Annotated in this window: 18 protein-coding genes; 4 read left to right on the top strand and 14 right to left on the bottom strand. The window is 73.3% G+C overall.

Annotated features, from left to right (window positions below; genetic code table 11):
- Positions 1-6 precede the first annotated feature (6 nt).
- From ACQEVB_RS39905 to ACQEVB_RS39895, 3 genes are read right to left on the bottom strand one after another with little or no spacing between them, the layout of a single operon-like run.
- The gene (locus ACQEVB_RS39905; protein ID WP_432984856.1) at positions 7-681 is read right to left on the bottom strand and encodes a response regulator; all 675 of its coding nucleotides are present in this window, start codon (positions 679-681) and stop codon (positions 7-9) included.
- Positions 678-1,835 carry a sensor histidine kinase gene (locus ACQEVB_RS39900; protein WP_432984854.1) on the bottom strand — a complete coding sequence of 386 codons (1,158 nt, stop codon included), beginning with the start codon at positions 1,833-1,835 and terminating at the stop codon, positions 678-680. Before ACQEVB_RS39900 ends, ACQEVB_RS39905 begins: the two co-directional genes overlap by 4 nt.
- Positions 1,832-2,662, bottom strand: a complete 831-nt coding sequence (locus ACQEVB_RS39895; RefSeq protein ID WP_432984851.1) for a lysostaphin resistance A-like protein — start codon at positions 2,660-2,662, stop codon at positions 1,832-1,834. The genes ACQEVB_RS39900 and ACQEVB_RS39895 overlap by 4 nt, the downstream gene beginning before the upstream one ends.
- A gap of 240 nt (positions 2,663-2,902) precedes the next feature.
- On the opposite strand from ACQEVB_RS39895, the gene ACQEVB_RS39890 reads away from it, so the two are divergent.
- Entirely contained in the window at positions 2,903-3,931 is a 1,029-nt protein-coding gene (locus ACQEVB_RS39890) for a hypothetical protein (protein ID WP_432984849.1), read from the top strand.
- Between the two features lie 249 nt (positions 3,932-4,180).
- Here ACQEVB_RS39890 and ACQEVB_RS39885 read toward each other — a convergent pair whose 3' ends face one another.
- Positions 4,181-4,591 carry a winged helix-turn-helix transcriptional regulator gene (locus tag ACQEVB_RS39885; protein ID WP_432984846.1) on the bottom strand — a complete coding sequence of 137 codons (411 nt, stop codon included), beginning with the start codon at positions 4,589-4,591 and terminating at the stop codon, positions 4,181-4,183.
- 66 nt (positions 4,592-4,657) lie between these two features.
- Here ACQEVB_RS39885 and ACQEVB_RS39880 point away from each other — a divergent pair, with 66 nt between their 5' ends.
- Positions 4,658-5,590, top strand: coding sequence for an NADP-dependent oxidoreductase (locus ACQEVB_RS39880; RefSeq protein ID WP_432984843.1), 933 nt, complete (start codon positions 4,658-4,660; stop codon positions 5,588-5,590).
- A 75-nt stretch (positions 5,591-5,665) separates the two neighbouring features.
- Here the strand turns inward: ACQEVB_RS39880 and ACQEVB_RS39875 are convergent, their stop codons facing one another.
- The gene (locus ACQEVB_RS39875; RefSeq protein ID WP_432984841.1) at positions 5,666-5,854 is read right to left on the bottom strand and encodes an AMP-binding enzyme; all 189 of its coding nucleotides are present in this window, start codon (positions 5,852-5,854) and stop codon (positions 5,666-5,668) included.
- Between the two features lie 180 nt (positions 5,855-6,034).
- Here ACQEVB_RS39875 and ACQEVB_RS39870 point away from each other — a divergent pair, with 180 nt between their 5' ends.
- The gene (locus tag ACQEVB_RS39870; RefSeq protein ID WP_432984838.1) at positions 6,035-6,388 is read left to right on the top strand and encodes a hypothetical protein; all 354 of its coding nucleotides are present in this window, start codon (positions 6,035-6,037) and stop codon (positions 6,386-6,388) included.
- A gap of 84 nt (positions 6,389-6,472) precedes the next feature.
- Here ACQEVB_RS39870 and ACQEVB_RS39865 read toward each other — a convergent pair whose 3' ends face one another.
- Positions 6,473-7,426, bottom strand: coding sequence for an alcohol dehydrogenase catalytic domain-containing protein (locus ACQEVB_RS39865; protein WP_432984835.1), 954 nt, complete (start codon positions 7,424-7,426; stop codon positions 6,473-6,475).
- A 156-nt stretch (positions 7,427-7,582) separates the two neighbouring features.
- On the opposite strand from ACQEVB_RS39865, the gene ACQEVB_RS39860 reads away from it, so the two are divergent.
- Positions 7,583-8,116, top strand: a complete 534-nt coding sequence (locus ACQEVB_RS39860; protein WP_432984832.1) for a TetR/AcrR family transcriptional regulator — start codon at positions 7,583-7,585, stop codon at positions 8,114-8,116.
- Between the two features lie 352 nt (positions 8,117-8,468).
- Here the strand turns inward: ACQEVB_RS39860 and ACQEVB_RS39855 are convergent, their stop codons facing one another.
- Genes ACQEVB_RS39855 through ACQEVB_RS39820 form a run of 8 tightly spaced genes read right to left on the bottom strand, consistent with a single transcriptional unit; the run spans position 8,469 to position 16,465 of the window.
- The gene (locus ACQEVB_RS39855) at positions 8,469-9,590 is read right to left on the bottom strand and encodes an MSMEG_0565 family glycosyltransferase (RefSeq protein ID WP_432984829.1); all 1,122 of its coding nucleotides are present in this window, start codon (positions 9,588-9,590) and stop codon (positions 8,469-8,471) included.
- A gap of 5 nt (positions 9,591-9,595) precedes the next feature.
- Complete coding sequence (locus ACQEVB_RS39850; protein WP_432984826.1) at positions 9,596-10,411, bottom strand: carbon-nitrogen hydrolase family protein; 816 nt, start codon at positions 10,409-10,411, stop codon at positions 9,596-9,598.
- 7 nt (positions 10,412-10,418) lie between these two features.
- Positions 10,419-11,702, bottom strand: coding sequence for an MSMEG_0569 family flavin-dependent oxidoreductase (locus ACQEVB_RS39845; RefSeq protein WP_432984824.1), 1,284 nt, complete (start codon positions 11,700-11,702; stop codon positions 10,419-10,421).
- The gene (locus ACQEVB_RS39840; RefSeq protein ID WP_432984821.1) at positions 11,695-12,561 is read right to left on the bottom strand and encodes a carbon-nitrogen hydrolase family protein; all 867 of its coding nucleotides are present in this window, start codon (positions 12,559-12,561) and stop codon (positions 11,695-11,697) included. Before ACQEVB_RS39840 ends, ACQEVB_RS39845 begins: the two co-directional genes overlap by 8 nt.
- Positions 12,558-13,997, bottom strand: coding sequence for an MSMEG_0567/sll0787 family protein (locus ACQEVB_RS39835; protein ID WP_432984818.1), 1,440 nt, complete (start codon positions 13,995-13,997; stop codon positions 12,558-12,560). The genes ACQEVB_RS39840 and ACQEVB_RS39835 overlap by 4 nt, the downstream gene beginning before the upstream one ends.
- Positions 13,967-15,040, bottom strand: a complete 1,074-nt coding sequence (locus tag ACQEVB_RS39830; RefSeq protein ID WP_432984815.1) for an MSMEG_0568 family radical SAM protein — start codon at positions 15,038-15,040, stop codon at positions 13,967-13,969. The genes ACQEVB_RS39835 and ACQEVB_RS39830 overlap by 31 nt, the downstream gene beginning before the upstream one ends.
- A gap of 7 nt (positions 15,041-15,047) precedes the next feature.
- Positions 15,048-15,605 carry an MSMEG_0572/Sll0783 family nitrogen starvation response protein gene (locus ACQEVB_RS39825; protein WP_432984812.1) on the bottom strand — a complete coding sequence of 186 codons (558 nt, stop codon included), beginning with the start codon at positions 15,603-15,605 and terminating at the stop codon, positions 15,048-15,050.
- Positions 15,605-16,465: an amidohydrolase family protein gene (locus ACQEVB_RS39820; protein ID WP_432984809.1), complete on the bottom strand. Its 861-nt coding sequence runs from the start codon at positions 16,463-16,465 to the stop codon at positions 15,605-15,607. The genes ACQEVB_RS39825 and ACQEVB_RS39820 overlap by 1 nt, the downstream gene beginning before the upstream one ends.
- Positions 16,466-16,987: the final 522 nt, after the last annotated feature.

Raw genomic sequence — 16,987 nt, 5'->3', positions numbered from 1 at the left:
ACCGCGTCAGGTCACCAGGCCGTGCCGATAGGCGTAGACGACGGCCTGGACCCGGTCGCGGAGCTCGAGCTTGGCGAGGATGCGGGACACGAAGGTCTTGACGGTCTCCTGGCTGATCACGAGGGTGGCGGCGACCTCGCTGTTGGACAGGCCCTGCGCGATGAGCCGCAGCACCTCCAGCTCCCGCGGCGTCAACGGGGTGTCGCGCGCGGTGTCCGCCTCAGGGGGTCGGATCCGGGCCGCGTACCTGCCGACGAGCTGCCGGGTCACCTCGGGGTCCAGCAGAGCCGCGCCCGTGGCCACCGTGCGGATCCCGTGCAGGAGCTGGCTCGGCGGGGCGTCCTTGAGCAGGAACCCGCTCGCTCCCGCGCGCAGCGCCTCGTAGACGTACTCGTCGAGGTTGAACGTCGTCAGCACGAGCACCTTGACCGGCTGCGCGACCCCGGCACCGGCGAGCAGGCGGGTGGCGGCGATGCCGTCGAGCAGCGGCATGCGGATGTCCATCACCACGACGTCCGGGCGCAGCCGGCCGGCGAGGTCGACCGCGGCGGCCCCGTCCCCGCACTCGCCGACCACCTCCAGATCGGGTTGCGCGTCGATGATCGTCACCAGCCCGGTGCGGATCAGCATCTGGTCGTCGCAGACGAGTACGCGCAGCGGCGCCCCGGTCGGCTCGGTCACGACCGGTTCCCGGTCGGGATCCGCGCCCGCACGGCGAAGCCGGAACCGTTCCGGTCCGCGCTGAAGTCGCCACCCAGCACGTCGACCCGTTCGCGGAGGCCGGCGAGACCCCGCCCACCCCCACCGGGTGACGGGACGAGCGCGCCGGAGTCGGCCGTGCTGACCTCCACGGTGATCTCCCGCTCGCCGTGGTGCACCTGGACGGAGGTGCGGCTGCCGTGGGCGTGCTTGAGCGCGTTCGTCAGCGCCTCCTGCACGACCCGGTAGGCCACCAGATCGGCGCTGCCGGACGATGCCGCCGGCGTGCCCTCCTCGGTGAACTCCACCGGCTGCCCGGCCTGCCGCGCCTGCTCGACGAGCATGGCGAGACTGCCCTGGGCCGGCATCGTGGCACCGTCGCGGTCGCCGTGCGCGGGGTTGAGCAGGTCCAGCAGGTGCCGCAGATCGGTGATGGCCCGCCGGCCCGTGTCGGAGACCGCGGTCAGGGTCTGGTCGAGCCGCTCGGGCGCGGCCGTCAGGTACCGCGCCGCCTCGGCCTGCACGACCATGGCGGTGACGTGGTGGGTCACGACGTCGTGGAGTTCGCGGGCGATGCGGCTGCGCTCGGCGGCACGGGTGTCGTCGGCAACGCGCCGACGGCGTTCGGCCTCCGCGGCGCGGGTCGAGCGCAGCCACTCCCCGACGCCCCATGCGAGAGCGAGCGCGAGGTAGAACGTGACGAGCTCCTCCGGCGGCTCGCCCCAGCCGACTCCGAGGAGCAGCGCGACCAGCAGCAGGTACCCGGCGGTGAACAGCACCGCCGTGGTGCGGCGGCCCCGGTGCAGGTGGGCGCCCACGCTCAGCAGCGCGATCGGCAGGGCGGTGCCGGCGACCGCGTGGTAGCCGCGCAGCTGGTCGAGGGCGAAGCCCACCGACACGAGCAGGAGGCAGACGGCGGGCCACCTGCGGCGCACGGCCAGCGGGAGGCCTTCGAGGGCGACCACCCCGATGGCCAGCAGGTCGAACGGGCGATCCGGTACGCCGCCGAACTGCGTTCCGTGGTTGTGGAGCGCCGGCAGGAACGAGGCCCCCGACAGCAGCAGCCCGAGCGGGAGATCGCGGACCACGACATCGAACCGGCGCCACCGCTGCAGGGCCGACCGGCGATCGATCACCGGGCGAGCGTAGCGACGGCGGCCCGGTCGGCACGGCGGCGAGGAACCAGGTGGCCGCGCCGGTGCGCCAACCACAGGAACACGATCGTCGCCACCACGCAGAACACGACCGAGTACAGGCTCGCCTCCGGACCGAACGCGCCCCCGGTGAGGATCGTCGGACCGGACATCGTGGCGTCCAGCAGTCCCTGCGGGGTGCCGTTGCCTGAGACCTCGGTGCTGAAGACTGCGCCCGCCGCCACGTTCCAGCCGAAGTGCAGCCCGATCGGCAACCACAGCCTGCGCGTGGCGACGTAGGCGGCGGTGAGCATGCCGCCCGCCTCGATCGCGACGGCAACGGCGCCACCCCAGTCGGCGTGCGGGTTGAGCATGTGCACCAGGCCGAACAGCGCACCGGTCAGCACCAACGCGATCCACGTGCCGGTGCGCTCCTCGACGATCCGGAACAGCACGCCGCGGAACACCACCTCCTCCGTCACCGCCGCCGCGGCCATGAAGCCGACCAGGCCGACGGCACCCGACACCGAGCCGATGCCGTGGACCACGTAGCCGCCGAGGAAAGCGATGTTCACGATGACGGACCCGAACAGCGCGGCACCGATCAGCGTCCCTCTCGCGACCGCTCCCCCGGCGCCGGCACCGGCCACCTCGGTCGCCGGGCGACGCTCCGTCCGCCGCACCACCCACCCGTAGCCGAGGATCGCGAGCACGGCCGTCACTACCCCGATGACGAGTGTGAGCCACGGGTTCGCCGGTGCCGCGGCGAGGCACTGCCCGCCGACGAACGCGATCCCGACGGTGACGGCGAGCTGCCAGACCACTCTCATGAGAGCTCCTTCGCGAGGTCCGCGGCATGGATGCGGCGAATGCCGGGAACGCTATGAGCCCGCCGACGCAAGATCGTCCCCGTCGGGTGGACACTTGGATGTAGCTCGCTCGGGGGACAGGCCCATCCGGGCGTGGAGCAGACCTCCAGCTCGTCCTTGCTCCCACGTGCCGGTGGGGAGCGACTCGTTCCATCAGGACCGCCACGCGACCGCACATCTCACGACCGCGACACAGGAAAGGTGCTTGACTACTCCACCGTGGAATCCGCGCGCCGCCAGAAGGTGCTCGCCCTGGCCGCTGCGGCGACGGCGGTGCTGGGCGTGACCATCGCCGCGTGGCCCCGGACGCCACCCACCGCGACGCCGCCGGCGCCCCCGACAACCGCCGCGATGCCGTCGCCGACCCCCGCCACGCCGCCGCCCCGGCCCTACTACACGGCGGCCGACTGGCTGTGGAACCCGATCCCGGCAGATCCCGGCCTCGACCCGCGGAGCGCGGTCATCGCCCAGGAGCTGGGCACCGGTGAGCACCTGGCCGACCTCGAGGAATACGCGGTGACCCTGCGGGACCAGAGCTCGATCCCGCCCGGGACGCCCGGCGTGCACGTCACCGCCGGAGGACGGGACGTCTTCGGCGGCCGGACGGTCCCGATCCCGGCAGGCACACCGATCCCCACCGGCGAGGACAAGGCGCTCGCAGTCCTGGACCCCGCGTCCGGCACGGCGTTCGGCATGCTGGGTGCCGTCGAGCACGGCAACGGTTGGACAGTCGACGACGGCGCACTCACCCCCATCGACGGCGACGGCCGCGAGACGTCCGGCGGCTCCTCCACCGGTTCCGGGATCGCCCGCTTCGCCGCGGTCGTGCGGGCAACGGAGATCGAGACCGGCCAGATCAACCACGCGCTGTTCTTCAGCACGAACATGGCCGCCGAGCACGACCTGCGCTTCCCCGCCGTGAAGACCGACGGCTCCAACATGGACGGGATGCCCACACCCATTCCCGAGGGGACGCGGGTGCAGCTGGACCCGACCATCGACCTCGCCGCAGTCCCGGGCATCACGGCGTTCGAGCTCGCCGTCGGGCGCGCGCTGCAGCGGTTCGGCGCGTACGCGGGCGACAACGGTGGCGCCCGCATGGCGATCATCTTCGAGTACGTGCCCGGGCTCGCTGCCTACCGCGCAGCCGGCGCCACGGGCGACTACTACCGGATGCCCCACATCCCATGGGACCGGCTGCGGGTCCTGCGAAGCTTCGACGGCCGCTGAGGGTGCCCGTCCGACCTGTGCGGACCTGCGGGCGGCCGGCCGCTCATGAGCCTGGGGTTCCCATCTCGCTGGTGCGGCCTTCGCGGTGAGGCAGCGGCCGGCACCTGCCGGGGACTCGCGCGCGGAAGGCGGTCTCCGGGCCGTGCCGGATGGCCGAGCGCTGCGGGAACGTGGCATCGAGGAGGCGCTGGGCCGGACGGTTGCCGGCCGGGCACCCTCGGGCGACGACCTCGGTGATCCCCGCGGGCGTCAGGCGAGCGGCTGGGGTTCCCGGGCGGCGCGTTCGTCGTAGGCGTCGCGGGCGTCCAGCACGTCGTTGATGTGCTTCTCCGACCACACGCGCACGGCCTTCAGCAGTTCGATCACGCTGTGCCCCAGGTCCGTGGCGGCGTAGTCGACGCGGGGTGGAATGGTCGGGTAGACGGTGCGGCTGATCAGGCCGTCGCGCTCGAGGTTGCGCAGGGTCTGGGTGAGCATCTTCTGGGTGATCCCGTCCAGGCGGCGGCGCAGCTCGCCGAACCGCAGCGGGCCGCCGCCGAGGGCGCCCATCACCAGCATCGTCCACTTGTTGGCGAGCAGGTCGAGGATCTGCCGGGACGGGCAGGCGGCCAGGTAGGCGTCCGCACCGCCGTAGAACCGCAGGCCATCGATAGTACCCATGAGGTACCTATATACCTCTCAAGTGCCTTCTGTTCAACGGAAACCCAGTACCCAGAAGATGGCCGCATGCAGGCGATCACCCAGAACTCCTTCGGCGGACCCGACGTCCTCACGCTCACCGAGGTCCCGCGGCCCGATCCAGGGCCGACCGAGGTCCTCGTCCGGATGCGGGCCACCAGCGTCAACCCGGTCGAACTGTTCGTCCGTTCCGGCGCGTTCCCCATGATCGGCCCGCCCCCGTTCATCCTCGGCTGGGACGTCTCCGGGGTCGTCGAAGCCGTCGATCCGGGGGTCAGCCGGTTCGCGGTCGGCGACGAGGTGTACGGGATGCCGTACTTCCCCAAAGCCGCGGGCGCGTACGCCGAGTACGTGGTCGCCCCGTCCCGACAACTGGCGCACAAGCCCGCCAAGCTGAGCCACGTCGAGGCCGCCGGTCTGCCGCTGGTCGGGCTCACCGCCTGGCAGGCGCTCGTCGACGTCGCCGGGGTGCGGGCCGGTCAGCGGGTGCTGATCCACGGTGCGGGAGGTGGCCTCGGGCACGTCGCCGTCCAGGTCGCCAAGCATCTGGGCGCGGAGGTGATCGGCACGGCCAGTGCCGGCAAGCACGAGTTCCTTCGCGAACTGGGCGCCGACCAGCTGATCGACTACCGCGAGACCGACTTCACCGAGGCGGTCCGGGACGTCGACGTCGTGCTGGAGCCGATCGGCGGCGACTACGCCGTGCGCTCCTTCTCCGTGCTGCGACCGGGTGGTCTGCTCGTGACCGCGGTCGAGCGGACCAACACCGCACTCCCCGGCCTCGCCCGGCAACACGGCGTCCGCGCCGCCGCGGTCGCGGTCGAACCGGACCACGTCGGCCTGGAACATCTGGCGGACCTCGTCGACGCCGGCTCCTTGCGCGTCCACGTGGGCGCCACGTTCCCCCTGGCCGAGGCGGCCAGGGCACACGAGCACGTCGCGGCGGGCGGCGTGCAGGGCAAGACCGTCCTCACCATGTGATCGCCGGCGGTTGGTGCGAGTGCCCGGACGGTGCTTGCACCAGCCGTTCCCGGCCGGCCCAGTACTCCTCGCGCACTACTCTGCGCAGCACCCGTCCCACGCGCGCCCGGCGCCTTGACCGGACCCAGCGCCGAGCGGCAGAGCGTGGCAGAGCGTGATCAGCTCGGAGGCGTCGAGCCGGGCACCGTTCTTGAGTTCGACGACCGCGGTCACCGCCTCGCCCCACTTCCGGTCGGGAACTCCGATGACCGCGCAGTCGAGCACGGACTAGATGAAGCCGTCGTCATCCCGGTAGCCGATGTCGCCGGTGGCTGGGCCGGATCGCGCCGTTCCAGGTCGGCGGCCTGGACGTCGACCGGGTCGAGGCACGCCGGATTCGCGATGCTCGGCCGTGTGCTCGTCGCGGTCGGTGTGGCCCAGCGACGCCCCGGGTAACCGGCGAGCATGCCCACGTACCGCGTCAACGACACCGCTGTGAAGCACGCCCGCAAGCTCATCGATGCCGGCACGTACGACACCACCACCGAGTGGTCGGAGGCCGCGCCGTCCGCCGACGAATCCAACAAGGAGATCGATGAGGACAGCTTCGACGGATTCGCCGACTGGCACCTCGCCGTCAACCCCGACGCCTCCGAAGGCACCAAGGGCCGCTACGCCTTCCCCTACGGTGACTTCCACAAGGTCAATCGGGCCGCCCTCATCCACGCCAAGCAGCGCGCCGCCCAGAACGACCACGATGGCATCGAGAAAGCCGCCGACGACCTTCTCCGCCGCCTCGACCGCAAGTCTTCGCGCTGATCGTCGGCATCGGGGCCGGACTGATACGGCAGATGTCCATCCTCGGCGCACAGATCGTGCCGATGCCGCCGGCCGACGCCCGCCTCACGTGAGGTCGACGACGACCTTGCCGTGCACGTGCCGGCCTGCCTGCAGCGCGACGGCGGCGCGGACCTCGTCGACCGGGAAGGTCGCCGCGATCGGCACGCGAAGCCGGCCCGCGGCGACCAGGCGGGCGATCTCGTCGATCGCGTCGGGAGCGGCGGCGGCGCCGTTGGCCGGCGTGACGCCGTCGACGACGGCGGCGATCGTGGTCATGCGCGCGTCCGGGACGCCGAGCTCGCGCGCCGCTGCGATCGTGCCCGTGCCGTGCAGGTCCATGGCCGCCGTGATACGGGCGGGCGCCAGCCCGCGCACCCGGTCGACCAGTCCCTCTCCGTAGACGACCGGTTCGGCCCCCAGCGCCCGCAGGGCATCGGCCGAGGCGGCCGATCCCGTCCCGATCACGCGCGCGCCCGCGAGGCGTGCGAGCTGGACGGCGAACACCCCGACCCCGCCGCCCGCGCCACCGACCAGCACCGTGTCGGACGGGCCGGGGTCGACGACGGCGATCGCTGCGGCGGCCGTGCACCCCGCGATGGCCAGGGTCGCCGCGGTGCGGTCGTCGAGGCCGTCCGGCGTGCGGTGGGCGTCGCCACCCCTGCCGATGTGCCCGGGCGCATCCACGACCACGTAGTCGGCGACGCTGCGCGAGAAGGCACCGCCGAACACCCGGTCCCCGACCTCGTACAGGCCGTCGAGCCCGGCACCGACCGCATCCACGACGCCCGCGTAGTCGTTCCCGAAGCCGCACGGCAGGCTCAGCTCGAAACGCGCTGCCGTCGCGGCATCCGAGGTCATGAACCAGTCCATCGGGTTCAGCCCGGCAGCGGTGACCCGCACGCGCACCTGCCCGGCACCGACGTCCGGGACCGGCACTCGACGCAGCTCGAGGGCCTCGGGCCCGCCGAACGACCCGACGAACTGGACGGCCCTGCCGGTGGTGGTCGACGTACCCATGTTGATCGCGCTCCTGGAGAGAACCGGTGGCGACGAAGCGGACTATGCTCCGTTTCTCCCGACCGTAGCACAACCGGAGCGTGATCCGTTTTGACCGGCTCGTCCCCGTCGCCGCCACGGGCAGATGCCGCGCGCAATCGCCGGCAACTCCTCGAGGTGGCCACCCGCGTCTTCATGTCCGCCGCCACCGAGCCGTCGCTGCGCGAGATCGCTCGCGAGGCCGGCGTGGGCATAGCCACGCTCTACCGGCACTTCCCCACCCGCGAGGCGCTGGTCGCCGCGGTCTACGCCGACCAGGTGGCCCGGCTCACCGAGGGCGCGCACGAGCTCCTCACGGCCCTGCCGCCCGCCGAGGCACTTCGGCGCTGGATGGACCTGTTCGGAAACTGGGTCGCGACGAAGGAGGGCATGCTGAGCACGCTGCTCGCCATGATCGAGTCCGACCGGATCTCCCACACCCGGACCCACACAGCCCTGATCGCCGCGATCGACGACCTGCTCCGCGCCGGCCAAGCCGCCGGGGAGCTGCGGATCGACATCACCGCCGAGGACGTCGCCGCTCACCTGATCGGCATCTTCACCGTCGCCCCGCTGCCCGAGCAGGGCGCTCGAGCCGACCGGTTGCTGGGGATCCTGATGGACGGCCTCCGGCCCGCCACGCCAGGTGCTCGCACGCCGCAGTCCGGGTGACGTGAGCGCCGAGCGACCCACGACGCAGCGACGCCATGGACGCGGCGGGGACGCGGGAGGGACGCACCACTGTCGGCCTGACCTTCCCCAGCCACCTCGGCACGGACGGCACGTACGCGACGGCGGCGCTCCTGCTCGACGCCACACGGGAGGCGGCGGAGCTCTCCCGGACGAGGCCTACCCGGTCCAGGACCGGCCAACCGCGCTGCCGCCGGGCGAAGGCTGCTGTCAGGTCGACGGGCCCCGATCCCGCAGACCGGCGACGGCTGCTCGTCGACAACCCACGACCTGTTTCGAGTTCCCGTGACTGCGCACCCTGCACTACAGCCGGATCGACGGCGCGAGATCCGAGTCATCTGCCGGACCGGCGGCCTCGATGCCGCGCGTAGAAGTCCAGATGCTCCGCCGCCGCGGCGTCCCAGGTGTGCCGGGCCGCGAGGGCCCTCCCGGCGGCCCGGCGATCCGGGTGGGCACCGCTGGTCGCGGCCAACAGCTGCGCGGCGAGCCCAGGAGGGTCGGTGGCGAATGCGGCGGCGCCGTCGAACACCTCGCGCAGGACCGGGAGGTCGCGGGTGACCACCGGGACACCGGCAGCGAGCGCCTCCATCGCGGCCAGTCCGAAGCCCTCCTTCGTGGACGGGAAGGCGAGGACGTCCGCCGCGGCCACCAGCGCCGGGAGCTCGTCATGCTGCACCGGGCCGAGCACGACCGGCGCGACGCCCAGCTCGGCGGCGCGCGCCTCGACGCGGGCCCGGTAGCCGCGGTAGTCGAACAGCGTCTCCCCACCCGCCACCACCAGCGCGAGGTCTGGCCGCTCGCGGTGGACCAGCGCCATCGCCTCGACGAGGTCGAGGGTGCCCTTGCGGGGCTCGATGCCGCCGACGGCGAGGACGTAGCGGCCGAGCCGCTCACGCCACCGCGCCCTCGCGGCCGCGGCGTCGGGACCTGCGGCGGCGGCGAAGCGGGCCGCGTCCACGCCGTTGGGGATCACGGTGGGGATCCGTCCCCACCCGCACTCGACCTCGGCGGCCACGGCGGCGGACACGCAGACGAGAGCTCGAGGCCGCCGGACCGCCCGGTCGTGACAGGCCGCGAGGGCGGGCGTTGTGAACGTGTCGAGGTGGTGCACCGTGCGCACGCAGTCCGGCACGGCGTTGGCGCTGATGCAGTCCTGTGCATGCACGATGTCGTAGGTCTCGCCGCTCCTGTCGAACGCCGCATCGAGCACGGCTATCGAGCGCAGGATCCGGTCACCGACGTCCTCGCCGGGCACGTCCGGGAACGGCACCAGCTGCACGGCGACCGCCGGGTCGACCGGACGGAAGAACGCGGCGTCGCCCCCGCGGCCGATGGACCAGACGGTGACGTCCTGCCCGGCTCGGGCCAGTGCCTCGGCGAGCGCGAGCGTGTGCACCACGCCCCCGCGCGGCTTCGTGGAGTACGTGAGCAGCGCGATCTTCAGGGCGATCCCCATGGGCCTCACGCGTACGTCTCCGGGCGCCGCTCGGCGAGATGTGACAGGACGCTCCGGGCACGCGCGACCTCGCCGGCCACGTCCAGATCCGTGAGCGCGAGCCCGGCCTTCGCCCACGTGCGGGCGAGCACCTCCCCGCCCGGCCCGACGACCTTCGACTGGCCGAGGAAGCGCAGCCGGCCCATCGTCCCGGTCTGGTTCGCCGAGACCCACACCACCTGGTTCTCCGCGGCGCGGGCGCAGTCGTACAGGTCGAACAGCCGGGTCTGGCGGTCCTGCACGAGGCGCGGCGCACGGTTGGTGAGGCTCGCCGGCCACGCCGAGAGGCAGGCGATCAGCAGTGCGCCGTCGGCGGCCAGCGCGCGGGCGGCCTCGGGGAAGGTCTTGTCGTAGTCGATCAGCATCCCCAACCGTCCGACGGGGGTGTCGAAGGCGGCGAACTTCTCGCCCGCCCGGTACACGCTCGCCTCGCCGACCGGCTGATGCACCTTGCGGTGCCGGCCCAGCACGCCGTCGCCGGTGACGCACACGGACGCGTTGTACGGCAGGTCGGGCGCGAACTCCCGGTAGCCGAGGCACACGACCATGGCCCCGGCCGCGGCCGCGACCCGCTTGAGCTCCGGGGAGTCCTCGGTGAGCACCGGCGGCAGGCCGGTCTCGTCGGTCCCGGCGAAGGTGCCGAGGTAACCGCCGATCGTCGCGTCCGGGAACACGAGCAGGTCGACGTCCTGGGACGCCGCCGCCCCGATGATCATCTCGATCTTGGTGAGGCACTGGTCGACGTCGCGGCCGAAGTGCGCCGCCACCGCTGCGACCTTCATCGGACGGTCATCCCACCGCGGCCAACGCCCAGTGCAGCTCGGTGGAGATGTGCTGCGCGAGGTGCTCGGCGTCGCGGGCGATGCCGGAGAACCGGCCCGACCCCCAGGTGTGCAGCCAGGGCAGACCCAGCACCGACAGGCCGGGCACGCTGGTGACGCCCCGGGAGTGGGTGGGGTAGCCGCGCCCGTCGAAGGCCGGCACGTGCACCCAGCTCCAGTCGCTGCGGAAGCCCGTGCACCAGACGACCGCGCCGATCCGGTCACTGTCGAGGGTCGTCGGGTGGTCGGGGTAGGGCTTCCACACCGGCTCGTACCGCCGTTCGGTGGGCGCGTCGATGCCCGCTGCGGCGATGTGCGCGTCCACCAGGTCCTTCGCGTTCTCGCTGACGCGGTCCGCCGTGTCGAGGTTGGCGGCGAGATCGTCGGCGAACGTCAGCACGCCGCCGCGGACGTCGGCGAGCCTGCCGTACAGGTGCATGCCGTCACGGGCGAATGCCCGCAGGTCGATGTCGCGTCCGCCGTCGCGACCGGTGACGTAGTGGTTGGTGCCCAGGCGGGCCGCCTCGCCGTTGCGGTGCTGCTCGACCGGCACGTCGTAGTGGCCCATGTCGTGCAGCCACGCCACCATGTCGCGCCCTCGGTAGAAGCGGGCGATGCGCGGCGCCCGGCCGACGGCGAGGTGCACGGTGCGACCGGCGAGGTGCAGGTCCTCGGCGATCTGCGCACCCGACTGCCCGCTGCCGACCACGAGCACGTCCCCGGCGGGGAGCTGTCGCGGGTTGCGGTAGGCCGAGCTGTGCAGATGCGCGATCCGCTCGGGCAGCCGGTGGGCGCAGTCGGGCACGACGGGACGGTGGTAGCCGCCGGTGGCGAGCACCACCTGGTCGGCCGTGAGTCTCCCGGCCGGGGTCGTGAGGACGAACCCGCCGCCGGGGCCGGGCGCCAACCGCTCCACGGGGGTGTGCTCGAGGACGGGCGGGTCGAACGAGGCCGCGTAGCCGCGGACGTAGTCGACGATCTCGTCGCGGACCATGAAGCCGTCCGGGTCGTCGCCCTGGTACGGCCGCCCCGGCAAGCGGCACTGCCAGTTCGGGGTGACCAGGCAGAAGCTGTCCCAGCGGGCGTCGGACCACTCGTGCGCGATCGTCTCGCGCTCCAGCACGACGTGGGCGATCCCGTGCCGCCGCAGGCACCACGACATCGAGAGGCCGGCCTGCCCGCCGCCGACGACGGCAACCGGGACGTGGGTGGGGAACGGGACCCGGCGCGTGCCCCATGACGTGTCAGACACTGGTCGGCACTCCGTAGGTCGCTCCGTACGTCTCGGGGCGGCGGTCGCGCAGGTGCGCCATGGAGCGGCGGGCGCCGGCGAGCACCGCGGGGACATCGACGTCGGCGACGGCCATGCCGGGCTCGACGCCGGTGGTGGCCAGCACCTCGCCTCCTGGGCCGACGACCTTCGCGCTGCAGACGAACCGCAGCGACCCGAACGTGCCCGACTGGTTGGACGCCACCCACACCACCTGGTTCTCCAGCGCGCGGGCGCGGTCGAACAGGTCGAAGCGGTGGGTCCAGCGGTCCTCGGCGAGGTCGGGGCTCGCGGCCGTGCGCGCCGCGGGCCACGCCGAGACGCAGACGATGATCTCGGCCCCGTCCATGGCGAGGGTGCGAGCGGCCTCGGGGAAGGCCTTGTCGTAGCAGATCAGCATGCCCAGGCGGCCCACCGGCGAGTCGAACGCGCGGAAGGAATCCCCTGCCGCGTAGCTGTTGGACTCCCCGAGCGGCTGGTGCACCTTGCGGTGCACGCCGAGCACCCCGTCGCCGGTCACCGCGACGACCGTGTTGTAGCGCGAGGTGCCGTCCGATTCGCAGAAGCCTGCCGTGACGACCACGTCGCCCGCCATGCGCGCGAGCCGGGCGATCTCGGGTCCGTCGAGGTCGAGGGCGGGTGGTTGGGCGTGGCGGGGGAGCTCCCGCTCGACGCCGTGCTCGCCCAGGTCGGTGAGGTAGCCGCCGAGCGCGGCCTCGGGCAGGGCGAGCAGGCGCACGTCCCGCGTACGGGCATCGGCGAGCAACCGGTCGATCCGGGCGAAGCAGGCGTCGAGGTCACGCCCGAACGGCGCGGCGACGGCCGCGAGGGTGGTGGTCATGTGGTGTCTCCAGTGGCGGGGCCGAGCCCGGTGACCGGTCCGGGCAGGGCGGGGGTCAGCGATCCGTCCGGCCACCGCAGCGCCACGCCGCTGCCGGCTACGAGCTCGCCGCAGGTGGCGGTGGTGGCCGGGCCGGCGGGGGCGACGGCGCGGTCGGGGGCGTCGGCGGTGAGGAAGGCCGAGCCCGGGAAGCAGGTCAGCCAGTCCCCCGCGGTCGCCCCCTCGGGACGGGGCACGGCGGCGACGTCGAGCACGGCGCCGCAGCCGCTGGCCTCGGCGAGCATCCCGAGCGTGCCGACGAGGCCGGCCATGCTCACGTCCTTGGCCGCCGCCGGCGCGGTGCGCGCCACTGCGGATCCGATCAGCCGCAGCTCCTCGGTCGAGCGCCCGGTCGTCGAGTCCCACTGCCGGCCGGTGTGACCACGCCGCCAGCCGCCGCCGAGGTCGGCGGTGAGGCGCACGGCGTGGCCCGGCCGCCCGCCGCCGGCCGGCACCGGGCGGTCGGCGCGGCCCAGCGCGGTGACGGACAGGGCCGCGGGCACGCCGAGCTGGGTGTGCCCACCGAGCACCGGCACGCCCCACGCCGTGCTCGCCGCGCGGAGCCCGGCCAGCACCCGCGCCATGAACGAGGCGTCCCGGCCCGCCACCGCGTCGAGCAGGCCGAGCGGGGCGGCGCCCATCGCGGACAGGTCGTTCACGTTGACGAGCACGCCGCACCAGCCGGCCCACTCGGGGTCGCGCTCGACCATCGACGGCAGGATCGCGTCGCAGGCCGCGACGAGGTCCGTGCCCGGCACCGGGGCGCCGTCGTCGCCGACGAACCCCGCGCCGCCGAGATGCATGCCGGTGAGCAGCCCGCCCAGCGGACCCTTGGTGGCGCGCGCCAGCGCCGCGAGCCGCCCGACCGGCCACGTCATCGCCACGTGCGGACGCCCGCCGACGACGGCCGACCCGGTGCGGCGCCACCCGAGGCGGGTGAACATCCGCTCGTAGCGGTCCTGGACGGTGGCGTCGAACCGCAGCGCACCGGCGGACTCGGCCGTGGCGCACGCCGCCCGCACCAGCGCCGGCCCCACCCCGTGCGGCGCGCCAGGGGCCGCGACGAGCCGGGAGCCGATCCACCAGCCGACGTCGGGCTCGCCCGGCGCGGCCGGTCCGAGCCGGACGCCGCCCAGCACCGCCCCGTCCGCGGCCCGGGCGACCAGCACCCGGGTCCGCGGGTCGTCGTCGGCCCCGTCGCGGTCGGTAGTGGCGAAGAGCCCCTGCTCCACGACGAACGCCTGCTGCCGCAGCGCGGCGTGCGCGCGCCGCCCGGGATCGTCGGCCTCCTCGATGCGCCACGCCGGCGCGGCCGGCGTGCTGCGGTGGTCGACGAGCAGGACGTTGCGCACCAGCAGGTCGCCGTTCATGCGCCCGCCGCCTGCAACGCGCTGCACGCGCCACAGGCCGCGCAGCCGGCGCCCTGGTCGGCGCCGAACATGCCGCGGGCCCGCAGGCCGGCCGCCACCCGCCGGGTGATCCCCTCCAGCACGAGCGGGTCGGGCGGCCCGACGCCGTCTGACGTGGCGAGGGTCCCCGCGAGCGGCCGGTAGGGCACCACGAACGGGTAGACGCCCCGGTCGGCGAGCCGGAGCGCGCCGTGGACGAGGTCGTCGGGGTCCTCGCCGAGACCGACGAGCAGGTAGGTCGACACCCTGTTCGCCCCGAACACGCGCACGGCCTCGTCCCACGCGGCCTCGTAGTGAGCGAGCGGGACCGTGGCCTTGCCCGGCATCCACCGCTGCCGGACGGCGTCGTCGAGGGACTCGACGTGGATGCCGATGGCGGTGGCCCCGGCGTCGCGCAGCTCCCGGATCGCGCCGAGGTCCTCCGGCGCGGGCGGCTCGCACTGCACCTGGATCGGCAGCCCGGGCACGGCGTCGCGCACCGCCCGGACGCAGCGGGCGAGGTGCCGGGCGCCGCGATCGCGGCCGTTCGTCGTGCCGGTGGTCATCACCATCTGACGCACGCCGTCCAGCCGGACCGCCGCCTCGGCCACCTCGGCGAGCTGCGCCGGGCTCTTCACCGCGGTCGTGGCGCCCGCCCGCAGCGATGCCTCGATCGCGCAGAACCGGCACCGCTGGTCCTCGGCGTAGCGGATGCAGGTCTGCACGACGGTGGTGGCGAGGACGTCCCGGCCGTGCAGGCGCGCGAGCTTCTCGTAGGGCACCCCGTCGGCCGTGGTCAGGTCGTAGAACCGCGGCCGCCGCACCGGCTCGGCCTCCAGGCCGAGGTCGGCGCCGTCGAGCACGAGCCGGCCACCGCGGATCGCGTACGGGCTGGTCGGGTTGATCGGCAGCGCCGCAGCCCGGCCCGCCAGCACGACGTGGCCGTCGTCGCTCGGGCCAGCGCCTGCCCGGCGCGAGACGGGGGCGTCGACCCTGACGCCGAGGATCGCGACGTCCACGCGCGTGGACGGCCGGATGGGTGTGCCCGTCACGGCCGGTTCAGAGGTTGTAGGTGGAGTTGATGATGGCGCCCTTGCGCGCGTAGTGGATCAGCGCGTCCTGGACGTCGAGCGGGTGGCACGGGATGCACCCGGCGATCAGGTCCTCCTCGCGCAGGCCGTGCAGGGAGAGCCCGAAGCGGCAGACGTAGACGGTGCCGCCCTCGGCGATGAACCGCTCGATCTGGGTGTTGATGTTGTGCTCACCCGGGAACGCCGACTCGCCGGTGGTCGGGAAGCCGCGGGTGGCCATCGCGTTCATCGCGGCCGGACCGTAGAAGTACAGCACCGACTCGAAGCCCTTCCGCAGGGCGCGCAGCGCCTGCAGGATCGCCACGAAGCTCACCGACGACTCGTGGGCGATGCCGTGGACGAGCGTGAAGTAGCACTCGCCCTCGCCGGCCTGGTAGTCCGGGAAGATCTTGGTGGAGCCGTACAGGTTCGTGCCGGCGGGCAGCGACGGGTGCGGGATCTCGGCGAGGCTCGCCTGCTGGTTGGCCTTCAGCTCCTCGTCGGAGATCAGCGGGGTTCCGGTGGTGGCGGGCGCGGTCTGGGTCATCAGGACTCCTTCTCGGTGGTGGTCTGTCCGTGCAGGGCCTCGAAGTTGCGGGAGAAGACGAGCTCGGCCAGCTCGCCGTCACCGGCGGCGGCCCGCAGCCGCGCGTGCTCGCCGGCGAAGTCGCCCCACGGCTGGTCGGAGGCGAAGAGCACGCGGTCGGCGCCGATGCCGCGGCGCTCGATCTCGCCGGCCAGCCAGCGGGGCGCGAACCCGATCGCCCAGCTCGTGTCGGTGTAGACGCGCTTGCCGGCGGCGATCCAGTCGAAGAACCGGTGGCCGATGAGCTTGATGTGGCCGCTCATCCCGCCACCCAGGTGCACGAGGTGCAGGGGCACGTCGTCGGCGTACCGCTCGACGAGCAGGCCGATCTCATCGACGTCGCTCGCCGCGCCGGGGCTGGTGTGCACGTGCACCACGAGCCCGTGTGCGGCCGCCGTCGCAAAGATCGCATCCAGCTGCGGGCGGCACGCCTCGTCGCCCGCCCGGCCGCCGAGCAGGAACGACAGCTTCAACGCGGCGACCCCGCGCTCGCCCGCGAGGGCGAGCGCCTTCTCGGTGGCTGCAGCGTCCTGCGGGCGCGGTGATGTCCACAGCCCGGCGAGGATGCGGTCGTCGCGCTGCGCGGCCTCGATGACGAGGTCGTTCAGCGCGAACGACGTGCTCGGGTCCGGCACGCCGTAGTTCGGCAGAACCAGCGCCCGTTCGGTGCCCTCGCGGTCGAGGTCGGCGAGGAGCTCGTCGATGGTGGCCCGAGCTGTGGTGTCCGGGTTGACCGGCGGACCGCCGTAGAACGGGTGCGCCGGCAGCACCCCGAGGTGCCGGTGCGCGTCGTGCACCCGGGCGGGGCTCCGCGTCTTCATGCGGAAAGCGTCGAGCGCTCACATGTCGTCGTGGTGACGTCCGGAACGAATTCACGTTTCCCGGAGCGACGTGGCGTTGCACGGCAGTTGCAGTGCGTTGCCTGGCAGTGGCACGGACGTCGTCAGCTCGACAACACGCCTGTCGAGGATCGCGCTGCAGGCCGAGCCCGTGGCGGCACCGGCGCGGCGTCGTGTCGGAGTCGCGGCAGTGCTCGGCGAGGGTGGAGACGGTCACGACTGCCGATGCGGCCAGCGCGGCCGCTACCGATCGAGCGCCCACCCCCGATGTCGCCGGACCGGTGTTGTTCACGCCCTCGCAGGCAGCCGCACTGATGACGGTGCCCGAATCGTGACTGCGTCGCCGCGCTGCCCAACGCCAGATCCCTGCACGATGCTCGGCAAACGCGGAATGCAAGAACGGTGGCTGCGAAGCGGGGAGCAGGGCGTGGCGCAGGATCTGGACTCACCCCAGGTCAGATCTCGGTGTTGCGTGACCTCTTCGGTGTGGATCAAGAACGGTGC

The sequence above is a fragment of the Pseudonocardia sp. CA-107938 genome, from assembly GCF_050936315.1.
Lineage (GTDB): Bacteria > Actinomycetota > Actinomycetes > Mycobacteriales > Pseudonocardiaceae > Pseudonocardia.
Note: the sequence above shows the minus strand (reverse complement) of the source record. Positions and strands in the feature narration are given on the sequence as shown.

Coding starts and splice junctions, on each gene's coding strand:
- ACQEVB_RS39850 (WP_432984826.1), bottom strand. CDS start 10,411: ATGAAGGTCGCAGCGGTGGCGGCGCACTTCGGCCGCGACGTCGACCAG.
- ACQEVB_RS39870 (WP_432984838.1), top strand. CDS start 6,035: ATGCCCACGTACCGCGTCAACGACACCGCTGTGAAGCACGCCCGCAAG.
- ACQEVB_RS39820 (WP_432984809.1), bottom strand. CDS start 16,465: ATGAAGACGCGGAGCCCCGCCCGGGTGCACGACGCGCACCGGCACCTC.
- ACQEVB_RS39840 (WP_432984821.1), bottom strand. CDS start 12,561: ATGACCACCACCCTCGCGGCCGTCGCCGCGCCGTTCGGGCGTGACCTC.
- ACQEVB_RS39825 (WP_432984812.1), bottom strand. CDS start 15,605: ATGACCCAGACCGCGCCCGCCACCACCGGAACCCCGCTGATCTCCGAC.
- ACQEVB_RS39880 (WP_432984843.1), top strand. CDS start 4,658: ATGCAGGCGATCACCCAGAACTCCTTCGGCGGACCCGACGTCCTCACG.
- ACQEVB_RS39855 (WP_432984829.1), bottom strand. CDS start 9,590: ATGGGGATCGCCCTGAAGATCGCGCTGCTCACGTACTCCACGAAGCCG.
- ACQEVB_RS39885 (WP_432984846.1), bottom strand. CDS start 4,591: ATGGGTACTATCGATGGCCTGCGGTTCTACGGCGGTGCGGACGCCTAC.
- ACQEVB_RS39895 (WP_432984851.1), bottom strand. CDS start 2,662: ATGAGAGTGGTCTGGCAGCTCGCCGTCACCGTCGGGATCGCGTTCGTC.
- ACQEVB_RS39865 (WP_432984835.1), bottom strand. CDS start 7,426: ATGGGTACGTCGACCACCACCGGCAGGGCCGTCCAGTTCGTCGGGTCG.